The following is a 26446-nucleotide window of genomic DNA, read 5'->3' as shown; positions in this document are numbered from 1 at the left end:
GGGTGGAGGTCTTGTCGGGCTACCGCACGCCGGCGGGCGCCTCGGTCTGCTGCTCGGTGGGAGCAGCGACGGCCGTCGAGTCGGTCGTCGTGGTCGACGAGGCCGGGGCAGGCCGGATCCCACCGGGCGCAGCGGGCGCGGACGTCTTGCGATGCCCACGCTTCTTCCTGCCGGAGCCCAATGAGGCCGTGAGACGGTCGAGGAAGATCGCGAGGATCACCACGGACAGGCCCGCCTCCGATCCAAGCTGGATGTCGATGCGGGAGAGACTCTTGACGACGTCCCCTCCGAGCCCGCCTGCGCCGACCATGCCGGCGATCACGACCATCGAGAGCGACAGCATGATGACCTGGTTGACGCCGGCCATGATGCTCGGCATCGCGAGTGGCAGCTGGATCTGCCGCAGGATGCGCCAGGAGGATGCACCGAAGGCGTTGCCCGCCTCGACGACCTCCCGGTCGACGTTGCGGATGCCGAGTTCGGTCAGACGGACCGCCGGAGCGAGCGCGAAGACGATCGTCGCGACGATGCCCGGCACGACGCCGATCCGGAACAGGATGAGCGCCGGGATCAGGTAGACGAACGCCGGCGTCGTCTGCATGAAGTCGAGGAGCGGCCTGATGATCGTCGAAGCGGTCTTCGACCGTGCGGCCAGGATGCCGAGCGGAATGCCGATCACGACGGCGATGAGGCCGGCCACGAGGACGAGCGCGAGGGAGTCCATCGCGTTGTCCCATTGATCGACGCCCACGATGATGAGCAGGCCGATCGCGGAACCGATGGCGAACACCGGCCCGCGCGCGACGAGCGCGAGGAGCGCGGCGACGATGATGACGACCCAGAACGGCGGGCCGCTCAACACCAGGTCGACGCCGTCGTACAGCCCCTGGAACACCGTGCGGATGACGTCGAAGACGGGACGGAAGACATCGGTGATGAAGTCGACGAAGGCTTCGACCCACGCACCGATCTCGGGGCGCGTGATGGCGTCGAGGATGTCGGACGACTGGAGGCGGAACCCGTTCATCGGACGCTCCCTTCCTGCAGGCTCGCTGCCGGTTCTGCGGTGGCCGTCTCGATCGAGGCGGCGACCGTGTCGGGGTTCTGCGGGTCTTCGACGGTCGAGCGAAGCGTCGCCGTGATGAGCTCGACGGGGACCGTCGCGGGCGGTCCGACGAGCCCGATCTCGTCGGTGTTCGCGGTCACGTTTCCGACCGCGGCGAGCAACGTCACACGCGGCACGACACCGAGCAGACGAGTCCGCTCATCGACGACGGCCACGGGCAGTGCACTCTCGACGGCGGACTCGAAGAGATCGACCAGCGCCGTCTCCTGCGTGACGGTCGCGAGGTCCGCCGTGATGACGCTGCCGAGCTCGTGGTCACCGGCGCGGACGAGGCGCAGCACGTCCTTGTCACGCACGACACCGAGGAGCTGACGCCCCGGCCCGACGACGAACGCAGCGGACGTCTGCAGGTCGCGCATGATGCGCAAGGCCGCACGCGGACCGGCGGAAGCCGAGACGACCGAACGCGCCGGTTCCATCACGCCACCGGCGGTGAGGACGCGCGCACGGTCGACGTCCTGGACGAACTGGGCGACGTAGTCGTTCGCCGGGTCTGTGAGGATGTCGTTCGGTGTGCCGACCTGGACGATCCGTCCGTCGCGCATGACCGCGATCCGGTCGCCGAGGAACATGGCCTCGTTGAGGTCGTGGGTGATGAAGATGATCGTCTTGCCGAGTTCGGCCTGCAACTCGACGAGCTGCTCCTGCATCTCGCGACGGATCAGCGGGTCGAGCGCAGAGAAGGCCTCGTCCATGAGCAGGATGTCGGTGTCCGAGGCCAGCGCCCTGGCGAGGCCGACGCGCTGCTGCATGCCACCGGAGAGTTCACCCGGGAGCTTCTCCTCCCAGCCGGACAGCCCGACGCGCTCGACCACGAGCTGAGCCCGCTCGCGACGCTCGTCCGCCGGTACGCCCTTGACCTCGAGGCCGTATGCGGCGTTCTCGAGGACGGTGCGGTGCGGCAGGAGCGCGAAGTGTTGGAACACCATCGAGATGTCGTCCTGGCGGATGGTGCGGAGCTGCTTGGACGAGACGCCCGTGATCGGCTTCCCAGCGATCGTCACGGTCCCGGCGGTCGGCTCCAGCAGGCCGTTGAGCATGCGGATGAGCGTCGACTTGCCGGACCCCGACAGTCCCATCACGACGAAGATCTCGCCGCGCTTCACCTCGAACGAGGCGTCGATGACGGCGGCGGTCCCGGTGGACGCCAGCTGGTCACGCGAGGCGCCACCTTGCAGCCGCTTCACGGCTTCCTTCGGCTTTCGGCCGAAGACTTTGTAGAGTCCCTGTGCGGAGACGGCGATCGGTTCGGTCATTCTTCTCCCGGAAGCGCACGCAGTGTCACGCGGCGCTCTTCCTGTCGATAATCAGGCCGGGTCGAACGGCTCTGGATCCGCCCCGTCGGCGCTCTGGGCTGCAGAGCGCGGGCTCGGATCACGTGGGGCGGAAACGGCCACCACGCTGCGTTCGACCGTACGTCCAGCACGCCGTCGCGGAGCGACAGGGTGCGGGGCGCGGACACGGTGATCAGCCCTTTCGGGCCGTCGTCAACGGTAACGAACCCCACGCCTGCTGACGAATCGAGAATCCCCCAAAAAGAGGACACGTGTCAGATATCCTCCCGTGAATACCCTCCTGGCCGGGCGTTTCCGCGCACCGGCTTCGTTACCGGTTCGTTACCTCCGGTCGATCGACATCGACACGGATCAGCGCTCATCCCCCACCGAGACGCCGATGAAGTCATGCTCGAACACCAGACTCGTCCGCGTGGAGGCGACCGTCGGATCAGCCGACAGGTGCTCGACGACGAAGTCGCGCACATGGGCACTGTCACGTGCCGCGAGGTGGATCACGAAATCCTCCGAGCCACCGAGGAAGAACACCTGCACGACCTCCGGCAGGCGGCGGATCCCCGCACTGAACTCCGCGATCCGAGCGCGTGCGCCCGCCCGGATGTTCACACTGATGAGCGCTTCAAGCCCCAGGCCGATCGTGACCGGATCGATGTTCGCCGAGAAACCGGTGATCACACCACGGTCCACGAGCGAACGCACCCGAGAGACGCAGGTCGACGGCGCGATCCCGACGAGCTCCGCCATCCGCGCGTTGGTCATGCGGGCATTGCCCTGGAGGAGGCGCAGCAGCTCGTGGTCGACCTCATCCAGGTCCGCCGCCGAGCGAAGATTGTTCGTCATCATACGTTCCATTCATCTCTTCAACGCAGAATCTGCGATCTGCATGAATCATGCGCAGGATTCTTCGCTGTTCATCTCACCGAAACGCAGGAACTCCAGAATAGTCGCACACCGTCCACTGACGAGCGGTCATCGTGTCCGCGAAAGGAACCAGCCATGCGAATCGGCATCCCCACGGAGATCAAGAACAACGAGAACCGCGTCGCAGCCACACCCGGCGGCGTCCACGAGCTCGTCCGCCACGGCCACAACGTCGTCATCCAGTCGGGCGCCGGCGTCGGCTCAGGCAACGGCGACGACGCCTACCGCGAGGCCGGGGCCACGGTCGTCGACGACGCTGCAGCCGTGTGGGCAGCCGGCGACCTCCTCCTCAAAGTGAAGGAACCCATCGCGGCCGAGTACGAGCACCTGCGTGCCGACCAGACGCTGTTCACCTACCTTCACCTCGCCGCCGACCGCCCGCTCACTGAGGCGCTCCTCGCTTCCGGCACGACGGCCATCGCCTATGAGACGGTCCAGCTGCAGAACCGGTCCCTCCCGCTGCTCCAGCCGATGAGCGAGGTCGCCGGCCGACTGTCCACCCAGGTCGGGGCCTACCACCTGATGCGGGCCACCGGCGGACGCGGCATCCTCCTCGGTGGCGTGCCCGGCACTCCGAAGGCGAAAGTCGTCGTCATCGGCGGTGGCGTGGCCGGCGAGCATGCGGCGGCCAACGCACTCGGCATGCAGGCGGACGTCACCATCATCGACATCTCGATCCCCCGCCTCCGCGAGCTCGAGAACCGTTTCGGCGGACAGATCCAGACGAGGCCGTCGTCAGCCTACGAGATCGCCGAGCAACTGCGCGATGCCGACCTCGTCATCGGCTCCGTCCTCATCCCAGGAGCCCAGGCGCCGAAGCTCGTGACCGACGCCATGGTCGCGTCGATGAAACCCGGGTCGGTCCTCGTGGACATCGCCATCGACCAGGGAGGCTGCTTCGAGGGCTCACGCCCCACGACGCACGACGACCCGACGTTCCGTGTGCACGACAGCCTGTACTACTGCGTCGCGAACATGCCGGGAGCCGTGCCGGAGACCTCCACCCGCGCCCTCACCAACGCCACCCTCCCCTACGCACTCGCACTCGCCGACCTCGGAACCGCCGCGGCGGTCGCCGGCGACCCGGCGCTCGCCCTCGGCGTGAACATCCATGCCGGATCGGTCACGAACGCCGGAGTCGCCGCCGCCTTCGGCCTGCCGCTCTCAGCTCTCGTGTGAATCATCAGAGCGATCGGCCGCCGCCTCGGGGGCGGCCGATCGCTCTGTGCGCACCCGGGCCGGATACAACCGATCCCCCCCCGCGCCAGCATGTCGACGAACTCGGCGATCTTGCGCGCCCGCGTGTCGGCCCGCTTCACGTTGCCCACGCGGAAGATGATCGCGAAGCGGTTGACACGATCGAGGGCCGCGAACGCCTCAGCTGCGGCCGGGCTCTCGGCCAGGGCGGCCAGGAGGTCACCCTGCGGTTCCGCCTCGCTCTGACGGGCGTACGCGGCGTCCAGGCGCCCATCTGCGCGCGCCCGCTCGACCTCAGCGAGGCCGGCGGGCCGCATGCGCCCCGCTTCGGTCAGTTCGGCCACCCGATCGCGGTTCCGTTCGGACCAGATACTCCGGGCTCTGCGCGGCGTGAACCGTTGGATCCAGAAGAACTCGTCCCATCGGCGCTTGATGCCGTCGATCCATCCGAAACACAGGGCGGCATCGACCGCTTCCAGGTATGTGACCGAGGGACCGTCGAAGGCCTTCTTGCCGATCGCGAGCCACACGCTGTCCTCGGACGAACCGTGTTCTTCGAGCCACGCCTCCCAGGCGGCGAGGTCGGCGCAGAAGACGGGTTCAGCTTCAGGCAGGACGGCTGCGTTCATGGACTCCATGATGCCGCGCTCCGCAGGACCGCGCACCGGCGAACTTCACCCGGAACGACGAAATCCCGGTCTCATGGAGACCGGGATTTCATCTTTTCTGTTGCAGGGGCAGGATTTGAACCTACGACCTCTGGGTTATGAGCCCAGCGAGCTACCGAACTGCTCCACCCTGCGGCACAAGAGATAAACCTAGCATGCATTCTGAGACCCCGCAAATCGAGGACCCCGGACATCCCGTTTCAGACCGGAATCCGTCCACGAAACACGAGACGGCGCCGTCCCGTGAGGGGCGACGCCGTCCGTGCAGGGGCGGAAGCCGGATCAGCCGTTCAGCAGCGCCAGCGCCTGCGCCAGGGCATCGGAGACCTTCTTGTCCGCGACACCGTACGCAGCCCAGTCACCGCTCGCCATGGCGGCATCCTTCTCGACCATCGCGGCCTTCGCCTGGTCGAGCAGCGTCTTGATCTGCGCGTCGACCGTGGGGTCACCGGTGCTCGGCGTCGTTCCCGTGTCGGTTCCACCACCGGTGTCACCGCCATCGGTCGGCGGCGTGGTGCTGTCGCCCGGCACGTTCGTGTCGCCGGCGTCTGCACCAGAGTCGCCACCGAAGAGGACGTCGAGCGCCTCGTCCAGCGTGTCCTCGAAGGCGATCTTGTCGCCGAACGCGACGAGCACCTTCTGCAGGAGCGGGAAGCTCGTGTCACCGGTCGACTTCACGTACACCGGCTGGACGTACAGGAGACCACCACCCACGGGCACGGTCAGCAGGTTGCCGTTGAGCACCTCCGTCTGACCCTGCTTCAGGATGTTGATCTGACTCGAGACACTCGGGTCGGAGTCGAAGGTGTTCTGCACCTGACCCGGGCCCGGGACCGTGTCGTCCTTCGGCAGCGTCAGCAGGCGGATCTTGCCGTAGTCCGCACTGCGTTCGCCGTCTTCTGCCCCCGCGTTGGCGTCCACCGCCAGATACCCGGTGAGCACGTTCCGCGACTGCTCCCCACCCTGTCGGGGGATGAACGTCGAGTAGAGCGAGAAGGACGGGGCCTTCTGGCCCGGCAGCTGCATCGTGAGGTAGTACGGCGGCTGGTAGGTCTTGTTCGTCTCGGTCGACTGCGGGTCGTTCGGGGTGACCCAGGCGTCCTCACTCGAGTAGAACGAACCGGCGTTCGTGACGTGGTACTGGCCGAGCACCGATCGCTGCACCTTGAAGAGGTCTGCCGGGTAGCGCACGTGGCTCATGAGGTCACCGGACATCTCCGACATCGGCTTGACCGTCGAGGGGAACACCTTCTGCCAGGTCTTGAGGACCGGGTCCTGGTCGTCCCAGCTGTAGAGCGTGACCTTGCCGTCGTAGGCGTCGACCGTCGCCTTCACCGAGTTCCGGATGTAGTTGACGTCGTCGAGCGCGTAGCTCTGCGCCGGCGTGACCGAGTCGGAGATGGTGTCCGAAAGGCTGACCGTCTTCGAGTAGGGATAGCTGTCGCTCGTGGTGTAGCCGTCGACGATCCAGACGATCTTGCCGTCCACGACCGAGGGGTACGGATCCGAGTCCAGCGTCAGGTACGGGGCGACCTTCTGCACTCGCGTCTTCGGGTCGCGGTCGTAGAGGATCTGCGATTGGTTGTTCACGGAGTCGGACAGGAAGATCTGCTCGGACTGGAACTTCAAGGCGTAGACGAGCTTCTTGAAGACGTTGTCGAGCTTGGGCCCGCCGTCGCCGTCGAAGGTCGTGTACGTCTGGGACTCGCCCTGGGTTCCCGACGGGTAGTCGAGCTCGACCGGGTCGGATCCCTTCGGCGCTCCGACGATGGAGTAGTCGGGCGACTGCTCGCCGAAGTACACCCGGGGCTCGAACTTGCCGAGGGCGCCGGTGGTCGGGATACCCGATTCGAGGAACACCGGCTCACCAGACGCGGACCGCTGGTTGCCGTACGCCGCCACCAGGCCGTAGCCGTGCGTGTAGACGACCGTGTTGTTGATCCAGGACTGCGAGTTGTCGAGGCCCGCGACATTGAGCTCACGGACGGCGACGACGGCGTCCTGCGTCTTGCCGTCGATGTTGTACCGGTCGACGTCGAGCTGCTTGTCGAAGGAGTAGAACTGCTTGAACTGCTCGAGCTGCGCCACCGACGCGCTCACGAGCGACGGGTCGATGATGCGGATGTTCGCGGTCGTCTCAGCATCCTGACGGAGTGCTCCGGGGGTCGCGTCGGTGGTCGCCGCGTACTCCTCCTCCTCGACACCGGCGATGCCGTAGGCGTCACGGGTCATGTCGATGTTGCGCTTGATGTACGGCGTCTCGAGGCTCTTCGCGTTGGGCTCGACCTGGAAGCGCTGGACGATCCACGGGTAGAGGCTGCCGACGATGAGCGACGCGACGATGAGCAGTGCCGTGCCGACGAGCGGCAGACGCCATCGGCCGGTGAACGCCGTCACGACGAACAGGACGGCGACCATGAGTGCGATGCCGGCGAGGATGACCCGGCCGGGGATGGTCGCGGCGACGTCCGTGTACGACGCACCCGTGATGAGCGTTCCGGTGTCGTTCAGGGTCGTGTACTGGTCGAGCCACAGGCTGACCGCCTGCAGGATCAGGTAGAGCGCGGCCAGGACCGAGATCTGCACGCGGGCGGCCATGGAGATCCAGACCTCGCGGCTGACGACGCGGATGCCGCCGTACAAGTAGGTGACGACGGCGGTCGCGATGAGCGCGATCAGCACGACGGCGGAGGAGAAGGCGACGACGGCCTGGAAGAACGGCAGGTCGAAGAGGTAGAACGACACGTCGAGGCCGAACTGCGGGTCGGTCGTGCCGGAGGGGGTGCCGTTCATCCACAGGAGGACGAGCTGCCAGCGGGAGGCGGCGGCGACACCACCGAAGAGCCCGAAGAGCGCGGGGATGCCGTACGTCGCGAGGCGGCGGAGGGGCTCCACGACCTGCTGATAGCGGTCGACCTGCGAGCTGAGCTTCGCGTACACCGGACGGGTACGGTACGCGATCTCGATCGCGAGCCACACGGGGAGGGCCATGCCGACGAAGCCGACGAGGAACATCGCGATGGTCGCGATCCACTGGGTGGTGAGGACTTCGGTGAAGCCGAGCTGCTGGAACCACAGCAAGTCGGCGTAGAACCCCGAGAACACGAAGAATCCGATCAGGAGCGCGGCGATGATCGCCACCGTGATCGCGATCGGGGCGCGTCTGCGCTGAGTGGACAGGGGCTTCTCTGCTGCTGCGGATGTCACGTATGGCCTCTTCAGTTAGGGGTCGTCCCGACCATCCTAAAGCGGCGGGCCTGGGAGAGCGCCGAAGAGAAGCGCAGTGGAGAGCCCGCGGGTCACCCGGTGGAGCAGGTGGGGAGCGCGCTCGTGTCGCCGCCGTCCGCGATCGCCTCGAGCGCAGCGAGGGAGTCGTCGAGCGTCTTGACCGCGAACACCGTCAGCCCGTCCGGAACATGGCCGCTGACCTCGTCGCAGTTGCTCGCAGGTGCCAGGAACCAGTCGGCACCGGCGTCCTTCGCGCCGTACAGCTTCTGGCGGATGCCGCCGATCGCTCCCACATTGCCGTCCGCGTCGATGGTGCCGGTTCCGGCGACGTCCTTGCCACCGTTGAGTTCCCCGGGCGTCAGCAGGTCGATCATCCCGAGGGCGAACATCATGCCCGCGCTGGGACCGCCGACGTTGTCGAGCTGGATGGTGATGTCGACAGGCAGGTCGTAGCTGATCTTCGTGCCGATGCCGATGACCGTCGACGTCGAACCGTCTGTCGCCGTCGCGGTGGTCGGCGTGATCTGCACCGTGCTCGCAACCCCTCCCCGGACGATGTCGATGGACGCGGCCGTGCCCGTGCCGTTCGCGGCGATCGCCGCGCGGAGCCCCTCGAGGCCGACGACCGCCGTGCCGTTCACCGCGACGATCTCGTCGTCGAGTCGGAGGACGCCCTGCGCGGGACCGCTCTCGGCGATCTGCGCCACCTCGATGTGCTCGGGCACCGTGTACCCGAGTTCGCGCAACGCCGCAGCGACCGAGTCCTGCTGCGAGTCGACCATGAGCGCGGCGTTCTGCTCGTCGCGCTGCTCGGTCGTGACTCCCGGCGGGAAGTACAGGTCCATCGGCACGACGGCTCGGCTCGGATCGAACCAGGCGGAGACGATGTCGAGCCAGCCGGGACTGCGCTGCGGGTTGCCGACCAACTGGACCGTGAGCATGTCCAGCGTGCCAGCGGTGTCGTAGGTCTGGGCGTCGTGCACCTCGATGAGGGGAACGTCGCCGTCGTCTCCCTCGGTCGTGCCAAGGACGTTGAAGACGGGGCCCGGCTGCTCGATCACGTACGGGGCGGGCACCGCTGACAGCACGCCGAGGAGCACGAGGGACGACACGAGGACGATCCAGCCGAAACGGGCGCGACGTCGGCGTGCCGGACTGGTCGTCGCCGAAGCAGTTGGAGCCTCATCGGCGAAGAGCGACATGCAAGCCTTCCGGACTGTTCGCGGTGGGCGGAAACCCGACCAACCATACCCCGGCGATTCTTCAGCGAGGTGCGACTAGCGTAGAAGGCCCAGCAGCGAGCTATCTGAGAGGCGGCTGACGTGCCAGAGGATTCCGACAAGAGTCCGGAGGACGAGTTCCGCGACATGTTGCGCGAGCTGCTCTCCGGCAACGGTTCGTTCGACGCGAGCCAGCTCGCTGGAGCGGCCGGCCTGCCGAACGACCCTGCCAGCCTGGCGGCGCTCATGTCCCAGCTGCAAGGTGCTCTGCAGTCCAACAGCGACGGCATCAACTGGGACACCTCCCTGCAGCAGGCGAAGACCATCGCCGGCGACGGGTCCGTGGACACCACGCCCGGCCAGCGCACCGAACTGGAGCAGGCATTCCACATCGCCTCCCTGTGGCTGGCCGACGTCACCGATGTCGCCGAACTGTCGGCGGAACCCGCGCTGTACACCCGCACCCGCTGGGTCACGAAGACGATGCCGTTCTGGACGCAGCTCGCCGAGCCGGTCGCGACGAACATCGCGAACGCCCTGACCGGCGTGCTCACCGAACGAGCTCCTGAGGAGCTGTCAGGGATGATCGCCGGCGCAGGCCAGCTCGTCCGCGGGATCGGCGGCACGCTGTTCGCCATGCAGCTCGGCCAGGTGGTCGGCCAACTGTCCAAGGAGGTCGTGTCCGGTGGCGACATCGGCATCCCGCTCCTCGACGACAACGAGGCGGCCCTCGTCCCGCAGAACGTCGCGGACTTCGGCGACGGCCTCGACATCTCGGCCGACCAGATCCAGATCTACTTGGCTGTGCGTGAGCTCGCCCACGCCCGCCTCTTCCGGCACGCACGGTGGCTGCGACTGCAGCTGATCTCCTCGATCACCGACTTCGCGCGCGGCATCCGCATCGACACCGACCGTCTCGAGCAACTGGCCGAGAGCTTCGACCCCTCGAACCCCGAGGAACTGCGCGAAGCGATGACGAGCGGTGCCCTGATCCCTGCACGCACCGAGGCTCAGGAAGCGAGTCTCGCCCGACTCGAGACCACGCTCGCACTCATCGAAGGATGGGTGGACGTCGTCACGGCGGCGGCCACGACCCGACTCCCCCGCTCGGCGGCGATCGCGGAGACCGTCCGCCGCCGCCGCGCGGCCGGCGGACCCGCAGAGCAGGCGCTCGGCGCACTCGTCGGCCTGGAGCTCCGGCCCCGACGACTCCGTGAGGCGGCAGCGATGTGGCAGCAGGTCACCGATGCCGTCGGGACGGCACAGCGGGACGCCCTGTGGACGCACCCGGACCTCGTGCCGACCGCGGACGACATCGACGCCCCGCTCGCGCTGATCGCCCGACTCGAGGCCGAGGCCCGTGGTGAGCGACCGGAGCAGGACGAGATGGATCTGGCGCTCGAGGACCTCCTCCGCGGTGAAGACCAGCGTGGCCCCGATGCAGACGACTCCGGCACCGAACGCCCAGACCCGAACGGCAGCGACGGCCCTCCCGTCTGAGTCCGTCGTTCCAGTCGCCAGGGGTGGTTGACGCGCCCCCGGCGGCGGTTCACCCCTGTGGAGAGATCCGACGGCGTCGGGCCCCCACGCGGCATCATCGTCGCATGACGAAACGCCTCGATCCGAGCAGACCTGTCCTGTGGCGGACACCGCACAGCCTGCAGATCGGCGTCGACGACCCGGTCGTGCTCGATCGCCTCGACAGCAGTGCCGAGCACCTCGTAGCGGCACTCCGGAACGGATACCCGGCGGCAGTCGAGTCACGTCTCGCAACGACGTTCGGCATCGCGGACGCCCAGTTCGAGCGACTCCTCCGCGTGCTCGAACCCGTCATCGAATCGTTCAGCCCGACACTGCGCAACACGACCGTTCCCATTCCCAGGATCGCGATCGACGGGAGCGGGCCCGTCGCGACCCGCCTCGCCGAGCTGCTCTCCGATCAGCCGGCGGTTTCCCTCGTGTCGACCGATCCGGACGGATCAGACGGACGACCGGTCGACTTCGCGGTGCTGTGCGCCGACTTCGTCGTGCCGCCAAGCCGCTATGCGAGGTGGCTGCGTGACGACGTCCCGCACCTGCCGATCGTGTCCAGCGACCGCTCCGTCATCATCGGCCCGTTCGTCACACCGGGCGCCGGTCCGTGCTTGTACTGCGTGGACCTGCAGCGGACAGACCAGGACGAGACCTGGCCGACCGTGGCCGCACAGCTCCTCGGTCGCGCGTCCCCCCTCGACGCCGGGTTGCTGTGCTCGGAGGTCGCCGCCCGCGCAGCTCGACTCCTCCTCCGACGAGTGGACGAGCGTCGTCCACTCCTCAGTGCCACACAGCTCGTCACCGACGCGGTGACGGGAGGGATCAAGCGCCGCGTCGTCCGGGAACACTCGAAGTGCGCATGCCGAGCTCTGCCAGGAAGCGCGACGGTTCCCGCCGGCCGCCGCGCTGCTGCGCCTCGGCCCACGACAGGTTGAGGAGGCGCTTCGCGCGGGTGATGCCGACGTAGAGCAGCCGGCGTTCCTCGTCCGCCTGCTCGAACTGCTTCGCGTAGGTGATCGGCAGATATCCCTCGGACAGGCCGATGAGGTGAACAGCCTCCCACTCGAGTCCCTTCGCCGAGTGCAGCGTGGCGAGCGTGACAGCCTCGACGGTCGGCTCGTGCTGGGCGGCCTGCCTCGTCAGCAGCTCGTCCGTGAACCCGCGGAAGGTCGTGCCCTCAGGAGCCTGGTCCACGAGACCCATGATCGCGTTGAGCGACTCCCAGCGGTCGCGCACTGCGCCTCCCCCGTCCGGTGGGTCCTGACTCCAGCCGAGCGAGCGCAGGACGTCACTGACGGATTTGAAGAGCGGTTCGCCCATGATCGAGACCGAGGCGGCACGGAGCTGCAGCAGCGCCTGACGGACCTCGGGCAGTTCGAAGAACCGCTTGGACCCGTGCATCACGAACGGGATCCCCGCCTCACCGAGGGCGGTCTCGAGCGCGGCGGCCTGCACGTTGATGCGGTAGAGCACGGCGATCTCCGAAGCCGGCACGCCGTCCTGCAGCTGTACGAGGATCTCCGAGGCGACACCGCGCGCCTCCGAGAGCTCATTGGGGTACGCGCGGAGTCCCACAGCCGGCGACGACGTCTGCTCGGATGCCGACTCCTCGCCCGACCGTACTGCAGACAGCTGCAGTGCGCCCGGCCGGCCGCGCATGAGCGTGTTCGCCGCAGCGACGACCGGCACCGACGAGCGGTAGTTCCGCTCGAGCCGCACCACCGTGGCATCGCTGTAGCGGGCCGGGAAGTCGAGCAGGTAGTCGGCTCGCGCCCCAGCGAAGGAGTAGATGGTCTGGCTCGCGTCGCCGACGACGCACACGTCACGACGTCCACCGAGCCAGAGTTCCAGCAGACGGTGCTGCAACGGCGAGACGTCCTGGTACTCGTCGACGACGAAGAACCGGTACTGCTCGTGGACCTGCATCGCCACCGAGGGCTCCGACTCGATCATGCCCGCGCAGGCGAGCAGCACGTCCTCGAAGTCGATGCGCTTGCGCTCATCCTTCAGCTGCTCGTAGCCCTCCTGCAACGCGATGACCTGTTCGAGCGAGAGCTTCTGCACGAGCGGTCGGTCCGCGGTCGCATACTGCTCGAGCGTCAGACCGGAGACCTTGCGCCACTCGATCTCCGCGGCGACGTCGCGCAGGGTGGCGGTGTCGACGCGGAGCCGCATGCGCTCGGCGACGTGTCCGAGCACGCGCCCTTTGCTCTCGACGAGCCCGGGCACCTGTCCGCCGACGACCTGCGGCCAGAAGAAGTTGAGCTGGGACAGTGCCGACGCGTGGAAGGTCCGCGCCGACACGCCTTCTGCACCGAGCGCGCGCAGACGACCGCGCAGCTCGGCTGCGGCACGACTCGTGAAGGTGAGCGCCATGACGCGGGACGCGGTGTAGGTGCCGGTCGCCACCCCGTAGGCGATCCGGTGGGTGATCGCCCGAGTCTTCCCCGTCCCGGCGCCGGCGAGCATGCAGACCGGTCCGCGCAGCGCCTCGGCTGCGACGGCCTGATCCGGATCGAGCCCGGCGAGGAGTTCTGCCGGGCCGTTCATCGGCTGCCGTCTCCGGATCGATGCACGGTCATCGGGACCAGGAGCCGCTCATCCAGTCGTCGATCACTGCCCGCGCGATCGAGGACGGTCCCGGCAGGATCACGTCGGTCGAGGGGTCTTCGAGTTCCTCACGGGTGAACCAGCGCAGGTCGAGGATCTCCTGACCGTCTGGCACGAGGGCCTCCGGATCCTGGTCGTCGGCGAGCGGAGCGACGAAGCCGAGCATGAGCGAGCGTGGGAACGGCCACGGCTGCGAACCGAGGTAGACCGGCGTGCCGAGGCGCATGCCCGACTCCTCGAAGATCTCGCGGACGACCGCCTGCTCCAGCGATTCGCCCGCGTCCACGTAGCCCGCCAGCAGGGAGTACCGGTTGTGCTCCCACATGGCGTTCGAGCCGAGCAGGATCCGACCGGCGGGGTCGACGACCGCGACGATCACGGCCGGGTCCATCCGTGGGAACAACTCGGTGCCGTCGACCGGGCAGTACCGCGCCCAACCGGCGTTCCGCACGGTCGTCGGCGAGCCGCAGTGCGCGCAGAACGGCTCTGCCTCGTGCCAGCCCGCGATCGCGAGCGATGTCGCAAGGACCCCGACGTCCTGATCGGACAGGAGGTGACCACTGCGACGCAGGTCGAGCCAGCGTGATTCGTCGTCGGTGATCGACGCAGCGTCGTCGTCCGCCAGCTTCCAGAGCAGGATCCCGGTGCCCACCGGGGTGTTCCGATCCTCCTCGGTCGTCCGTCCGAGATAGACCAGGAGCTCGGGTTCCGGCAGGACGGACGGCATCATCAGCTCGAGCGCATCGCCCGTCACGAGCGCGCGGCGGCCGCGCAGCACGACCGCTCGCACCGTCGGGTCGCTGCGGAGCTCATCGAGCACACCGGGACGCGAACGGACCTCCCCGTGACGGTCGAGCCCGCCTCTCGCAAGCGGAAGGCCGGCGAGCGCGCGAACCTGAATCGTCATGGACAACCTCTCCTGAGGGCGTGGCGAGCACGGCTCGCCGGGACGGCCCCGTACCCTAGATGTCATGGCCAGATCCCATCTCACTCTAGCCGCGTTGGCCACCTCGGCCGTGGCCGACCTCCAGGTCCGCGGCTCGGGCGCACACACCGCGGGCGGCGAGGGGAACTTCGATTCGGCCAGGTTGTTGACCGGCGACGGTGACGAGTTGATCGTCCGCGTCCCCACTTCGCAGCAGGCCGAGACGGAGCAGTCCGCCGACCTCATCGCCCTGCGCGCGCTCACCCCCGGTATCCGCAGTCGTCTTCCGTTCGACGCACCCACCGCCGTCGGTCAGCTGCCCGTGGACGGCACGCGAGCCGTCGTCCTGCAGTTCGTACCCGGTACGCCGCTCGATCCCACCGCCCTCCGCACCGACGAGGTCCTCTCGGACTCCCTCGGTGCCGCGATCGCCGCCATCCACTCCCTGCCGACGGCCTTCATCGCCGAAGCTGGTCTCCCCCTCCTCTCGACCGAGCAGATCCGCGCCGATGCGCGTCGCATCGTCGCCCGTGCCACCGAGACGCGACTCCTGCCCACCGCTGTCCGTGAACGGTGGCAGGCCGCGGTCGACGACCACTCGCTGTGGCAGTTCCAGCCCACCGTCATCCACGGTGCGCTCGCCGCCGACCGCGTGCTCGTCATCCGTCAAGACGGTCACGGCCTCGTCAACGGCGTGCTCGAGTGGGGCTCGCTGCGCGTCGGCGACCCGGCGCTCGACCTCCACTGGGTCGCGACGCTGGGTCCGACCGGCGAGCAGGCACTGTCCGCCTACGCGGCCTCCTGCACGCGCGGCCCAGACCGCTTCGTCCCCCTGCGTGCGCGCCTCTACGCAGAGCTCGAGATCGCCCGCTGGCTCCTGCACGGCCGCGACAGGCACGATGAGACCGTCGTCGAGGATGCCGTCGCCATGCTCGACGGCCTCGTGGACCGCGTCCTCGGCGACGTCACCGACCCTCTCGGCGCAACCACCGGGCCGGTCCTCGCCGTCGACGAGGTCGAGACGATGCTCGACCGCACGCCCATCGGGTCCTCGTCCCCCGGCATCGCGATGCAGACCGACACGTACGACCGGTCCGAGCTCGAGCGGGCGCTCGGACGCGACGTCGACGCGGAGGACGAGGACGGCTCCGACGACACACACCGAGCACCGTCAGACGAGGCGGCCGATCAGAACGCGACGGATCAGATCGACACGTCGTCGTTCGACCTCTGGAGCTCCGAACCGCCGAAGGACCGCTCCCACTCCGACAGGAGCTCCGCCTCGGAGTAGAGCCGCTCGGGTCGCAACGCGACGTCGTGACTCACGTAGTACAGCACCGCGTCGATGCGCTCCGGTTCGATCCCGCGGTGGTGCGCGTACGCGAGACGGTAGAGCGCGAGCTGGAACGAGGCGTTGCGCACGTCCTCGGGCGTCACCGGGACGGCGCCGGTCTTCCAATCGACGATCTCGAAGCGGTCACCCCGTTCGAAGACGGCGTCGAGCTTGCACACCACGAGGCGACCGGTGTCACCGAGCGGGACGTGGATCTCGGTCTCGACCTCGATCGGGAGCACACCGGCCCACTCCGATGCGAGGAACCGTTCTGTGAGGTCGTCGAGGCTGAGGTCATCCGAGGGCGGTTCGGCGGAGGACTCGACGTCGAGGTCCTCCGGGAGGGCGTCGACGAGCTCGCGGAGTCCGAAACGCCCGTAGTGCGCCTCCACCCAGGAGTGGAACCTCGTCCCGAGCCTCGTCTGCCGGTAGGGCCGTTGGGGGACGGGGCGGCGCAACCGTTCGAGAGCAGCTTCCGGATCCGTCACGAACTCCTTGAATCGCGAGGCGGGGATGCGCACCGGCAGCTCGCCGCGCACCGTTGAGCTCTCATCACGGCGCCGTTCCTCCAGGAGGAGCGTCAGCTCGTTCTCGAGCGGACCGAGTGTGGCGAGGAGCTCGGCCTCCGGGATCTCTCGGCGCGCATCCACCTCCGCCGCGGCGTGCTCCACGGTCGAGCGTCGGGCTCCCAGCGGATCGAGCGGCCAGTTGAGGACCGCAGCCCCGCTGTCGATCGGGTTGTCCTCGAACACCGAGGCCGGGGGAAGCTCGGCGACGAGACCCGCCTCGGCGAGCTCGATCAGGTAGGTGCTCGCGGCGCGGGGCCGCTTTCGATCGCCCGACCAGAACGACCCGGTCAACAGGAGGTCGTGCTTGGCTCGCGTGACCGCCACGTACGCGAGCCGCCGTTCCTCGTCGAGAGCACGCTCACGGAGCTCCTCCGAGAACCGCGTCTGCGCCTCGACGACCTCCTTCCGCGTGTCCGCTGCAGTCCAAGCGAACTCCGGGAGCTCACCTGCGTCGCCGCGGAAGTCGTACGGCAGGGTGCCGAGCGTGACCCAGCCTTTGCCGTCCTTGGGTTTCGCCGGTAGCTCGTCGACGACGAGGCGCGGGATCACGACGTGGTCCCACTCGAGCCCCTTCGACCCGTGGATCGTGAGGAGTTGCACGGCACCCTGGTCGGGTGCGTCACTCGCTGGGCCCATGTCGTCGCGGGCGAGTGAGCGGTCGATCCACGCGAGCAGACTGCCGAGACTCACCTGCTCCTCGGCCGCGATGAAGGAGATGATCTCGTCCTGGAAGGCCTGCAGCTTCGCGGGGGCGCGGGCGGCCGACCCGGTCGACTCGTTGGCCACGACCTCGATGTCGAGCCTGAGCTCACGCTCGACAGCTCGCACGAGGTCGGGGAGGCCGCTTCCCGCGCGACGGCGCAGGGCGGCGAAGACGAGCCCGGCCTCACGGAGGCGGGCTCGGCCGGACTCGGTGAATCCGGCCGCGAGTCCCGCAGGCACGCGATCAGCTGCGACGAAGTCGAGCGCATCGATGATCGAACGCCCGTCGTCGTCGGCGACGGACTCGCGGAGCCGTGCGGCCAACTCCGCGTCGTACCGCTTGGTCTTCCAGTCGATGGCCTGCAAGTATCTCGCGACCTCGACGAGGTGGCCGAGGTCGCGAACGCCGATGCGCCACCGTGGTCCGCTCAACAGGCGGATCAGCGAGGAGCCGGCTGCCGGATCGTGGATGACGCGGAGTGCCGCCGTGACGTCGACGATCTCCGGCGAGGACAGCAGCCCGCCGAGTCCGAGGATGTGATGCGGTACGCCGAGCGCGGCGAGCCCCTCGGCGAAGTCCTGCATCGGGCGTCTCGCACGGAAGAGGATCGCGGCCGAACCGGCCGGGTCTCCCCCGCGGTCGGACAGGAGCCGGTCGGCGCACCACTCCGCGACCGTGCGCACCTCGTCGGCGCTCGTCTCGACGAACCGGACGTCGAGCGAACCCTCGCCGGCGCCCGGCTTCGCCTCGAGGTCGAGTACCCGGAGTCGCGCGGCGGCCTTCGCCTGCTGCTGCAGCGGGCGGACGAGGACGTTCGCAGCTTCCAGGATGCCGCTGTCGTTGCGCCAGCTCGTCGAGAGGTTGAACTGGGTCGCCCCACCGACGCGGCCGAAATCGCGGGAGAACCGGGCGAGGTTCGCCGCGCTCGCGCCCCGCCACCCGTAGATCGACTGGTGCGGGTCGCCGACCGCCATCACCGCGTGGTCCGCGAACAGGGTCGACAGCAGTCTGGTCTGCACGACCGAGGTGTCCTGGTACTCGTCGAGGAGCACCACCCCCGCCCGCTCCCTCGCCGTCTCGGCGACCTTCGGCGAACGCTCGCAGGCCGCGAGGGCGAGCGCGACCTGGTCGGAGAACTCGACGAGCCCCTGGCGTCGTTTCTCGTCTGCGTACCGTCCGGCGAGGTCCAGCAGCACCGGGAGGGCGCCCACCACGGCAACGGCCTCGTCCACCTGCGCGTAGGCCCCACGGCCACCGTTCGGGAGTTCGGTGAGGCTGGAGAATCGCTCCACGAACGCGAGGAGTTCCTCGGTCGTCCCCTCGATCTCCGCCAGCTCGTGGCTGAGCGAGAGGACGAGGTCAGCGACCTGATCGACCGACTTGCCGAGTGCCGCAAGCCGGTCGTCGCCATGCCGGACGACGATGCGACGTGCGAGTCGCCACGCTGACGCCTCGGACAGCAGCACCGACTCCGGCTCCCGCCCGACGAGCAGGGCGTTGTCGCGGAAGAGGGCGTTCGCGTAGGCGTTGTAGGTCGACACCTCAGGTCGGTCGAACAGGGCGTCCTCACCGGGGTCGATGATCCCGAGGTCCTGGAGCGCCCGGATGCGCTTCCCGATGCGCGCAGCGAGTTCCCCCGCCGCCTTCCGGGTGAAGGTGAGCCCGAGGATCTCCCCCACCGCGACACGGCGATTCGCGAGCAGCCAGACGACCCGCGACGCCATGGTCTCGGTCTTGCCACTCCCCGCTCCCGCAACGACGAGGACGGGCGCCATGGGCGCCTCGATCACCTCGACCTGCTGAGCCGTCGGCTGAGGGAGACCGAGCAGGGCCGCCAACGTCTCCGCCGAGTAGGAGTTCTGCTCCGGCACGACCGTCTCGCTCACGAGCTCACCGCCGGGACGATGTGGATGGAGCACTCACCGAAGGCGAAGGGGTCGTGGCAGTGGGTCCCGATTCTGGCCTCGAAGACCGCCCCGGCCATGCCGACCGCGTCGGCCAGGACGCGCTCACGGAACCGCTCGAGGGCGTCGTCGTCGAAGGCCTCCTGCGACGGGTCGTAGTACTCCTTGCGCTGTGTCCCCGCGGAGACGACGATGAGCTTCGCCCCGCCACGCAGGAGCCCTTCAGTGCCGGCAACCGAACCTGCGGCGAGCGCGAGCTGATACGCCCCGAGCTGGGCCATGTCCTCGACCTCGCGGTCCTGACGGGGCGCGGAGGCGCCCGTCTTGAGATCGGCGATGACGACGCGCTTCGTGCCGTCGGGCTCCGGAACGAGTTCGACGCGGTCGATCGACCCGCCGAGCACTGCCGCCCCGCCCAGCTCGCCGATGGGGATCCGCAGGCTGAAGCGGCTCTCGCTGCCGATCGTCGACACCCCGGCACGCTCGGAGTCGTGCAGGTAGGCGGAGAGGCGATGGACCAGCTCAGCGGCTCGACGCTTCGTCGAAGCGCCCTCCCAGTCCGCCTCGAACCGCAGTTCGCCCCATCTGGCCTCGACCGCGGCCCAGAGCGCCGCCTCATCGGAGGACTCGGCGTGCTCGAGCGCGGCGTGGACGATGGTGCCGAGCCCCGAGGCGAAGCCTGAGGCACCGCCGCCGAGCCGGGCTATGGCCCAATGCAGCGGGCAGGCCTCGAAGGCTTCCATGCGAGAGGGCGAGATCGGCAGCTCTTCGAGGGCCGGATCGTGCAGCGGGGCGGTCGAACTCGGCGGGACGATGCCGTACCACTCCTCCGTGGGTGCTCCCGGGACCCCGGCTTCAGCGAGGATCGCGAGTGCCGACGCCGACGCTCGTCGCTCCGCCGGGTCGGCCGGCCGGGTGCGACGGGTGAGCGATCGGCGCAAGGTACCGACGAGACCGCGCAAGGACAGCGGCGCGAGGCCTGCCCGGTGCGGGTCGGGCTCGGGGACGAGGGTCAGGAAGGGGCTGGCCTGGTGGTCGTCGTCGACCACGGCGACGATGAGGAGGGAGCGTTCGGCGCGGGAGGTCGCCTGCGCGAACAACCGCAGTTCGTCGTGCAGGACAGCTCGGCGCGCATCGGCCGTGGGCGTCGCCGTGCCCTCCAGGACCTCGACGAGCGTCGATGCACCGAGGAGGGAGTCGCGCACCCGGAGGTTCGGCCAGACGCCGTCCTGCATCCCTGCCACCACGACGGAGTCGAACGCGGTCCCGACGAGGGCTGCCGGCGTCGCGATGGTCACCGCCTGCCGGTGCCCCGTGGGTGCGAGCGAGTCGTCGCCGACCGCCTGTTCGAGGAGGCGGTCGAGGAACACCGAGGCCGGGGTGTCCGGCTCCGCTTCGACGAAGGTGCGGGCGGCGTCCGCGAGCTGCGTGATCGCGTCGAGATCCCGGTTGGCGTCTTCGGCCGCCTGTCCGTTGCCCTTCGACAGGGCGACCCACCCGCGTTCGAGGCCGCTGCGTGACCAGAGTCCGTAGACGAGTTCCTCGGCCGAGGCGCCGGCAGCGGCCTGCGCGCGCGCTTCGGCCAGACTGTCGGCGAGCGTCCTGGCTCGAGCGGCTGAGGGGGTCTCGAGGCCGATGAGCGCGCCGGGGACGGCGAAGGCCTCCTCCAGGAGGCGGTCGGCGCTGCGGTCCAGGCCGTGTTCGAGGTCGGCATGGCGGAGCGCTGCCCGCAGTCGTCTGACTCCGATCGAGTCGAGCCCTCCGAGCGCGCTGTGCAGGAGTTCGGTCACGACGTCGGCGTCGAGCGGGGTCCGGCCGAGTGCGACCGAGACCCCGAGGAGGACTGCACGGACGAACGGCTGCTCCCGGAGCGGCGCCCCGCCGGTACTCGCACGCGTCGGCACCTCGAGCGAGGACAGACCTCGCTCGACCGCCGGGATGAGCCCACCACTGCGGACCACCACGGCCATCTCCGCCCACGGCACACCGTGGAGGACGTGTCGCTCGCGCAGGAATCTCGCGATCACCGCGATCTGTTCGGCCGGCGACCCCGCGGCGACGGAGACCACGGTCTGGCCGGGGGTTCGTGGGTCGGGTTCGGGTGCGGAGGCGCCACGGTGGAGGCCTGCCCCGGCTGTTCCGATGCGCTCGGTGATGCCGCTCACGATCGATCTGATGGCCGGTGTACCGCGGTGCACCTCCGCCAGGACGAGTGTCTCCACCGGGCGGCCGAGCACCTCCGAGAAGCGACCGAGGGCGTCGGCACGGGCACCGTGGAAGGCGCCCGTCGTGAGGTCGGGGTCGCCGAAGGCCACGATCGTGATGCCGTGTCGTGCGAGCGCCGCGAGGAGTTCGAGGACACCGTGCGTCGACTCCTGCGCATCGTCGACGAAGATCACGCGGAGGCGCCCGAGCACACCGGTGCCGGGTTCCTCGGCGTCGAGGAGCGTGACGGCGCGTGCGAGCGCCGCGGCCGGAGTGAGATGTCCTCGCCAGTCGTCGGCGAGGAAGCCCTCGATGAACGCTGCCGAGGCGATCCACTCAGCGCGTCCCTGTTCGCCACCGAGCCGGCGGAGGTCTTCGGGAGACACCGAGTGCTCGACGCTGCGCTCCATGAGGTTGCGGAGCTCGGTGCGGAAGCCCTGCAGACGCCGCACGTCTGGACCCAGCTCCGGCGGCCACACCGGACCCGTGGCGTCCTGTTCGTCGCCGAGGAGCCGCTCCGCGATCGTCTGGTCCTGCTCACCACCCGTCAGCAGTCGTGGCCGACCCGCGCCCGCGAACGCGCCAGAGGCCGCGATGACCTCGAGCGCCACGGACACCGCTGTCCGGGCGAGTGAACCGGGGGTCGCGCGGGCCACCCTGACCTCGAGGCGGTCGCGGAGGACCTGCGCCGACGACCGGGAGGAGGCGATGACGAGCACCTCATCGGTGGCGTAGCCACGGACGAGGATGCGGTCGGCGACCGCTTCGACCAGCGTCGTGGTCTTGCCGGTCCCCGCCGCCCCGAGCACGGCCGCCGATCGAGCGTCGTCGAGTGCCAGGACCGCGGACTGCGAGTCGTCGAGCGGCGTTCCGGGGATGCCTCCTGCCGGAGGGCGCCCGGCCCGCAGCGCGCCCGCTGCGGTGTCCTGGGCCTCGGAAGCGGTCATGCTCCGCACGTTACCCGAGGCGACCGACATCACCCGCGCGACCGACCGTGCGGGCCGTGTTCGCTGACAGCAGGCGGCACGCGCCGGTCCGACCGCCTCGACTCCCGTAGTCTTGCCCTACGCAACCGAAAGGCACTCAAGGTGGAAATTCGCATCGGAATCCTCAACAGCCCTCGCGAGATCGGCTTCGAGACCTCACAGCCCGCAGCCGAGATCGAGCAGGCGGTCACGTCCGCGCTCGAGTCTGACGCCAAGCTGCTGTCGCTGAAGGACAACAAGGGCAACAGCTACCTCATCCCCACCGCCGGCATCGGCTATGTGGAACTCGGCACCGAGGAGTCCCGCCGCATCGGATTCGTCGGCTGAGCATGGAACTCCTGTTCGTCGTCCTCGGCGGCGCGATCCTCGGTCTCGCCGTCCGGTACAGCCTGCCCGGCCGTGACCAGCACGGCGCCGCCCTCGTCCCGGCCATCGCGACACTCGTCGCGGCAGTGGTCTGGGTCGCGCTCACCTGGGCCGGGATGGCCTGGGACGGCGGCTGGATCTGGGTGGCGGCGTTCGCGGCATCGGCCGTCGTCGCCGTCGTCGCCGACCTCGTGCTCGTCCGCGTGCGCACCGCGTCCGACGATGCGATGCTCGCACGACTGCAGCACGGCGTCGCCGCCTGAACCGTCGACCTCCGGTCACACGAAGCCGTCGCTCCTTCGGGGCGGCGGCTTCGTCGTTCACGAGCCGCGCCCGCGGTCACGCCGTGAGGCCGAGGATGTCCATCCGGCGCGTGTGGTTCGCGATGAGCTCGGTGTAGATCGGCTCGACACGAGCGTCGTCGGGCAACGCCTTACTCTCCGTCACGAGCGCCGATCGAGCGACGAGCATCGTGTCGCCGAGGAGTCGACGACCCCACATCGCCAGGGTCGAGGCGCGCTCCGGGTCCGCGGCGATCACGCGCTGCAGAATTCCGACGAGCGGGTCCGTCTCCGGACCGGGCGCCACGAGGGCCGCGAGATCGCGCCCGTCGCCGCCGTCGAGACCACGGGCCAGCTCTGCGAAGAACTCGTCGAGGAAGCCGCGCGTGACGAAGACGCCGAGCAGCAGCTCCTCCCAGGTGCCGGTCCGGAGGATCGCCTGGAACTCGTCGCGGGAGGCCGCGAAGGGTTCGAGGACCGCCCGCGGGTCGTCGTTCGTGCGGCGGATCCAGGCGAGCAGGGCCTGGTGCTTCCGCAGCGCGGTGGCGGCCGCCTCAGCGAGGACCTCGCGGTCGGCGTCGTTCGGCGCGTGCTCGACGGCGAGCGACAGCGTCATGAAGAAGCCGAGCTGGAGCTGGGCCACCTGACCGAGGTAGTCGGCGGTGCTCGGCGCGAGCTCGTGGAGGTCGACGCGCGTCGCCTGCACGGCGTCCTCGCGCGAGCGCAGTCGAGGAGCCTCAGTGCCGGGACGACGCCGGCGGCGTCCAAACCAAAATGCCACGGCACCACCCTAGCCGCCGCGCGCCGTTCATCGCGTTCCGCGCGTCCAGCGGCCTCCCGGCACCTCCCAGGTAGACTGACAACGCCCCGGCGTCGGATCGGGGCCCTACACCTGTGTGCAATCGAAGGTGTAGACCATGACTGCACTGACAGGTATCTCCGTGACTTTTCGTGATCTCGGCGTCGACCAGGACATCGTCGACGCCCTCTCAGCCAAGGGCATCATCGAGCCCTTCCCCATCCAGGAACAGACCATCCCGCTCGGCATCGCCGGCCAGGACATCATCGGTCAGGCCAAGACGGGAACGGGCAAGACCTTCGGGTTCGGCATCCCGATCGTCCAGCGCCTCGGCCTCGACCCGGAGCCCGGCGTCAAGACGCTCGTCGTCGTTCCGACCCGCGAGCTCGCGGTGCAGGTCTCCGAAGACCTCGAGATCCTGATCTCGAACCGCTCCACCACACTCGTCTCCATCTACGGCGGCAAGGCGTACGAAGGTCAGATCGAGCAGCTGAAGGCCGGCGCCCAGATCGTCGTGGGAACGCCGGGCCGTCTCATCGACCTGAACAACCAGCGCCTCCTCGACCTGTCGAGCGTCAGCGAGATGGTGCTCGACGAGGCCGACAAGATGCTCGACCTCGGCTTCCTGGCCGACATCGAGAAGCTGTTCTCGAAGACCCCGGCAGCCCGCCACACGATGCTGTTCTCGGCGACGATGCCCGGCCCGATCGTCGCCCTCGCGCGTCGCTTCATGAGCAAGCCGATCCACATCCGCGCGACGGACCCCGACGAGGGCCTCACGCAGGCGAACATCAAGCACCTCATCTACCGGGCGCACTCGCTCGACAAGGACGAGGTCATCTCGCGCATCCTGCAGGCCGAGGGTCGCGGCAAGACCGTCATCTTCACCCGCACGAAGCGCGCTGCGGCGAAGCTCGTCGAGGAGCTCACCGACCGCGGGTTCAACGCGGCGGCAGTGCACGGCGACCTGAACCAGGAGCAGCGTGAGCGCGCGATGGCGTCCTTCAAGGCCGGCAAGCGGGACGTCCTCATCGCGACCGACGTCGCCGCCCGTGGTATCGACGTCGACGACGTCACGCACGTGATCAACCACACGATCCCCGAGGACGAGAAGACCTACCTGCACCGCGTCGGCCGGACCGGCCGCGCTGGCAAGACCGGCATCGCCGTCACCTTCGTCGACTGGGACGACCTGCACAAGTGGGCGCTCATCAACCGCGCCCTCGAGTTCGGCCAGCCCGAGCCGACCGAGACCTATTCGTCGAGCCCTCACCTGTACACCGACCTCGGCATCGCCGAGGGCACGAAGGGGCGCTTGAAGCCCGCGAGGGCTGCTGAGTCCGCGCCGCGTCGCGACAGCGGCTCGAGCGGTCCGAGCCGTGGCGGTTCGAACGAGGTCCGCAGCACCACGCGGACGAGCCGTTCGCGAACCCGCACCCGCGGTGGTGCACAGGGCTCCGGCGACACCGTCGAGCGTTCAGAACCGGCTGCCGGCACCCACGACGGGCACGGTCAGCAGCACCGCGACGGCAACAGCGCTCCGCGCCGCCGCAGCCGCACCCGTCGCACGGCTCCGCCCGCGCCGACCGCGTAGCATCGCGGCATCGGAACGCCCGCTCCCTCGGGGGCGGGCGTTCTGCGTGGCCGAACCTGGGCCGAGCTAGTCGGCGAAGACCGGTGACGAGCCGGTGGCCTCGCCGACGATGCGCTCGACGACCTCCATCGCGGTGGTGTTCTCCCCCAGCCGGTTGGGCTTGCCGGTGCCGTGGTAGTCGCTCGACCCGGTCGCGACGAGACCGAGTTCGGCGGCGATCCGTCGCACGATGACCTTGCCCTCCTCGGTGTTCTCGCGGTGGTCGATCTCGAGACCGAACAGTCCAGCGTCTGCGAGTTCACGGAAGTAGTGCTCCGGAAGCATGCGATCGCGCCCGGCGGGCACGGGGTGGGCGATCACGGGCACCCCACCGGCCGCCCGCACGAGCCGAACCGCGGTCAGCGGGTCCGGCGCATAATGTGGAGCGTAGTATCCCGTGCGCGGGTGCAGGATCCCGTCGAAAGCCTCACCGCGGTCCGCGACGATCCCGAGCGCGACGAGGGCGTCGGCGATGTGCGGACGTCCGACGGTGGCCCCTTCGCTCGTCTGTGCGAGGACGTCGTCCCAGGACAGCGGGTAGTCACCCCCGATACGGGCGACGATGCCCTCGGCTCGGCGCAACCTGGACTCACGGATCCGCGCCGTCTCCTGCAGAAGGTCGCCGTTCAACGGGTCGATCAGGTACGCCAGCAAATGGACGCTGCGCCACTCGTAGCGGGTGCTGAGCTCCATGCCCGGCAGCAGGGTGATGCCCTGCCGACGCGATTCGACGGCGGCCTCGGCCCAGCCGGCGGTGGAGTCGTGATCGGTGAGCGCGATGACGCCGAGCCCCGCGGCTCCGGCCGCGCGCATGAGCTGCGTCGGCGTCTCCGTGCCGTCCGAGACACTCGAATGCGTGTGCAGGTCGGCGGGGCCGTGCATCGTGTTCACCACTCGTCCACCCTAGTCGCAGGCGCTGTGCCGCCGACTCCCAGGCGTCCCGC

18 protein-coding genes, 1 tRNA gene and 1 pseudogene are annotated in these 26446 nt (G+C 69.0%); 7 read left to right on the top strand and 13 right to left on the bottom strand.

What is annotated here, in order from left to right; translation table 11 throughout:
- Positions 1 to 19: 19 nt before the first annotated feature.
- The 3 genes from KXS11_RS03125 to KXS11_RS03115 all read right to left on the bottom strand — a co-directional run bounded on the left by KXS11_RS03125 (position 20) and on the right by KXS11_RS03115 (position 3261).
- On the bottom strand, positions 20 to 1027 hold the full coding sequence (locus KXS11_RS03125; protein WP_437383983.1) for an ABC transporter permease: 1008 nt from the start codon (positions 1025 to 1027) through the stop codon (positions 20 to 22).
- Complete coding sequence (locus KXS11_RS03120; RefSeq protein ID WP_437383982.1) at positions 1024 to 2382, bottom strand: quaternary amine ABC transporter ATP-binding protein; 1359 nt, start codon at positions 2380 to 2382, stop codon at positions 1024 to 1026. Before KXS11_RS03120 ends, KXS11_RS03125 begins: the two co-directional genes overlap by 4 nt.
- A 390-nt stretch (positions 2383 to 2772) precedes the next feature.
- A complete protein-coding gene (locus tag KXS11_RS03115; protein ID WP_437383981.1) occupies positions 2773 to 3261 on the bottom strand; it encodes an Lrp/AsnC family transcriptional regulator in 489 nt (162 codons plus the stop codon).
- A 156-nt stretch (positions 3262 to 3417) separates the two neighbouring features.
- Here KXS11_RS03115 and ald point away from each other — a divergent pair, with 156 nt between their 5' ends.
- Positions 3418 to 4521 carry an alanine dehydrogenase gene (gene ald / locus KXS11_RS03110; RefSeq protein ID WP_437383980.1) on the top strand — a complete coding sequence of 368 codons (1104 nt, stop codon included), beginning with the start codon at positions 3418 to 3420 and terminating at the stop codon, positions 4519 to 4521.
- 89 nt (positions 4522 to 4610) lie between these two features.
- Here ald and KXS11_RS03105 read toward each other — a convergent pair.
- From KXS11_RS03105 to KXS11_RS03090, 4 genes and pseudogenes are all read right to left on the bottom strand, one after another.
- A pseudogene (locus KXS11_RS03105) lies at positions 4611 to 4856 on the bottom strand (YdeI/OmpD-associated family protein); the annotation flags it as partial.
- A gap of 412 nt (positions 4857 to 5268) precedes the next feature.
- Positions 5269 to 5342 (bottom strand) — tRNA-Met (locus KXS11_RS03100).
- A 147-nt stretch (positions 5343 to 5489) separates the two neighbouring features.
- Positions 5490 to 8414 carry a UPF0182 family membrane protein gene (locus KXS11_RS03095; RefSeq protein WP_437383979.1) on the bottom strand — a complete coding sequence of 975 codons (2925 nt, stop codon included), beginning with the start codon at positions 8412 to 8414 and terminating at the stop codon, positions 5490 to 5492.
- Positions 8415 to 8506: 92 nt separating this feature from the next.
- On the bottom strand, positions 8507 to 9637 hold the full coding sequence (locus KXS11_RS03090) for a YlbL family protein (protein ID WP_437383978.1): 1131 nt from the start codon (positions 9635 to 9637) through the stop codon (positions 8507 to 8509).
- Between the two features lie 120 nt (positions 9638 to 9757).
- On the opposite strand from KXS11_RS03090, the gene KXS11_RS03085 reads away from it, so the two are divergent.
- On the top strand, positions 9758 to 11155 hold the full coding sequence (locus KXS11_RS03085) for a zinc-dependent metalloprotease (RefSeq protein WP_437383977.1): 1398 nt from the start codon (positions 9758 to 9760) through the stop codon (positions 11153 to 11155).
- Positions 11156 to 11259: 104 nt separating this feature from the next.
- Positions 11260 to 12123, top strand: a complete 864-nt coding sequence (locus KXS11_RS03080; RefSeq protein ID WP_437383976.1) for a TOMM precursor leader peptide-binding protein — start codon at positions 11260 to 11262, stop codon at positions 12121 to 12123.
- Here the strand turns inward: KXS11_RS03080 and KXS11_RS03075 are convergent.
- Both KXS11_RS03075 and nudC read right to left on the bottom strand, forming a co-directional pair.
- Positions 12011 to 13738: an ATP-dependent helicase gene (locus KXS11_RS03075; protein ID WP_437383975.1), complete on the bottom strand. Its 1728-nt coding sequence runs from the start codon at positions 13736 to 13738 to the stop codon at positions 12011 to 12013. The genes KXS11_RS03080 and KXS11_RS03075 overlap by 113 nt on opposite strands.
- Positions 13739 to 13766: 28 nt before the next feature.
- Positions 13767 to 14705 (bottom strand): NAD(+) diphosphatase, encoded by a 939-nt coding sequence (gene nudC, locus KXS11_RS03070; RefSeq protein WP_437383974.1) that lies wholly within the window; start codon positions 14703 to 14705, stop codon positions 13767 to 13769.
- Positions 14706 to 14769: 64 nt separating this feature from the next.
- Here nudC and KXS11_RS03065 point away from each other — a divergent pair, with 64 nt between their 5' ends.
- Positions 14770 to 16014 carry a phosphotransferase gene (locus KXS11_RS03065; protein WP_437383973.1) on the top strand — a complete coding sequence of 415 codons (1245 nt, stop codon included), beginning with the start codon at positions 14770 to 14772 and terminating at the stop codon, positions 16012 to 16014.
- On the opposite strand, the gene KXS11_RS03060 is transcribed toward KXS11_RS03065, so the two are convergent.
- Complete coding sequence (locus KXS11_RS03060; protein ID WP_437383972.1) at positions 15927 to 19214, bottom strand: UvrD-helicase domain-containing protein; 3288 nt, start codon at positions 19212 to 19214, stop codon at positions 15927 to 15929. The genes KXS11_RS03065 and KXS11_RS03060 overlap by 88 nt on opposite strands.
- Positions 19211 to 22384, bottom strand: a complete 3174-nt coding sequence (locus tag KXS11_RS03055) for a PD-(D/E)XK nuclease family protein (protein WP_437383971.1) — start codon at positions 22382 to 22384, stop codon at positions 19211 to 19213. The genes KXS11_RS03060 and KXS11_RS03055 overlap by 4 nt, the downstream gene beginning before the upstream one ends.
- Positions 22385 to 22525: 141 nt before the next feature.
- On the opposite strand from KXS11_RS03055, the gene KXS11_RS03050 reads away from it, so the two are divergent.
- Complete coding sequence (locus KXS11_RS03050; RefSeq protein WP_437383970.1) at positions 22526 to 22750, top strand: DUF3107 domain-containing protein; 225 nt, start codon at positions 22526 to 22528, stop codon at positions 22748 to 22750.
- Positions 22751 to 22752: 2 nt separating this feature from the next.
- Positions 22753 to 23052 carry a hypothetical protein gene (locus KXS11_RS03045; RefSeq protein WP_437383969.1) on the top strand — a complete coding sequence of 100 codons (300 nt, stop codon included), beginning with the start codon at positions 22753 to 22755 and terminating at the stop codon, positions 23050 to 23052.
- Between the two features lie 76 nt (positions 23053 to 23128).
- Here KXS11_RS03045 and KXS11_RS03040 read toward each other — a convergent pair whose 3' ends face one another.
- Positions 23129 to 23851, bottom strand: a complete 723-nt coding sequence (locus tag KXS11_RS03040) for a ferritin-like fold-containing protein (RefSeq protein ID WP_437383968.1) — start codon at positions 23849 to 23851, stop codon at positions 23129 to 23131.
- A 136-nt stretch (positions 23852 to 23987) separates the two neighbouring features.
- Between KXS11_RS03040 and KXS11_RS03035 the strand changes: the two genes are divergently transcribed.
- Complete coding sequence (locus KXS11_RS03035) at positions 23988 to 25463, top strand: DEAD/DEAH box helicase (RefSeq protein WP_437383967.1); 1476 nt, start codon at positions 23988 to 23990, stop codon at positions 25461 to 25463.
- 66 nt (positions 25464 to 25529) lie between these two features.
- On the opposite strand, the gene KXS11_RS03030 is transcribed toward KXS11_RS03035, so the two are convergent.
- Positions 25530 to 26384 (bottom strand): PHP domain-containing protein, encoded by an 855-nt coding sequence (locus KXS11_RS03030; RefSeq protein ID WP_437384132.1) that lies wholly within the window; start codon positions 26382 to 26384, stop codon positions 25530 to 25532.
- Between the last annotated feature and the right edge of the window lie 62 nt (positions 26385 to 26446).

Origin of the sequence: Plantibacter flavus (assembly GCF_051487245.1) — a bacterium.
GTDB classification, from domain to species: Bacteria; Actinomycetota; Actinomycetes; order Actinomycetales; family Microbacteriaceae; genus Plantibacter; species Plantibacter flavus_B.
This window is presented reverse-complemented; position numbering and strand designations above follow the sequence as displayed.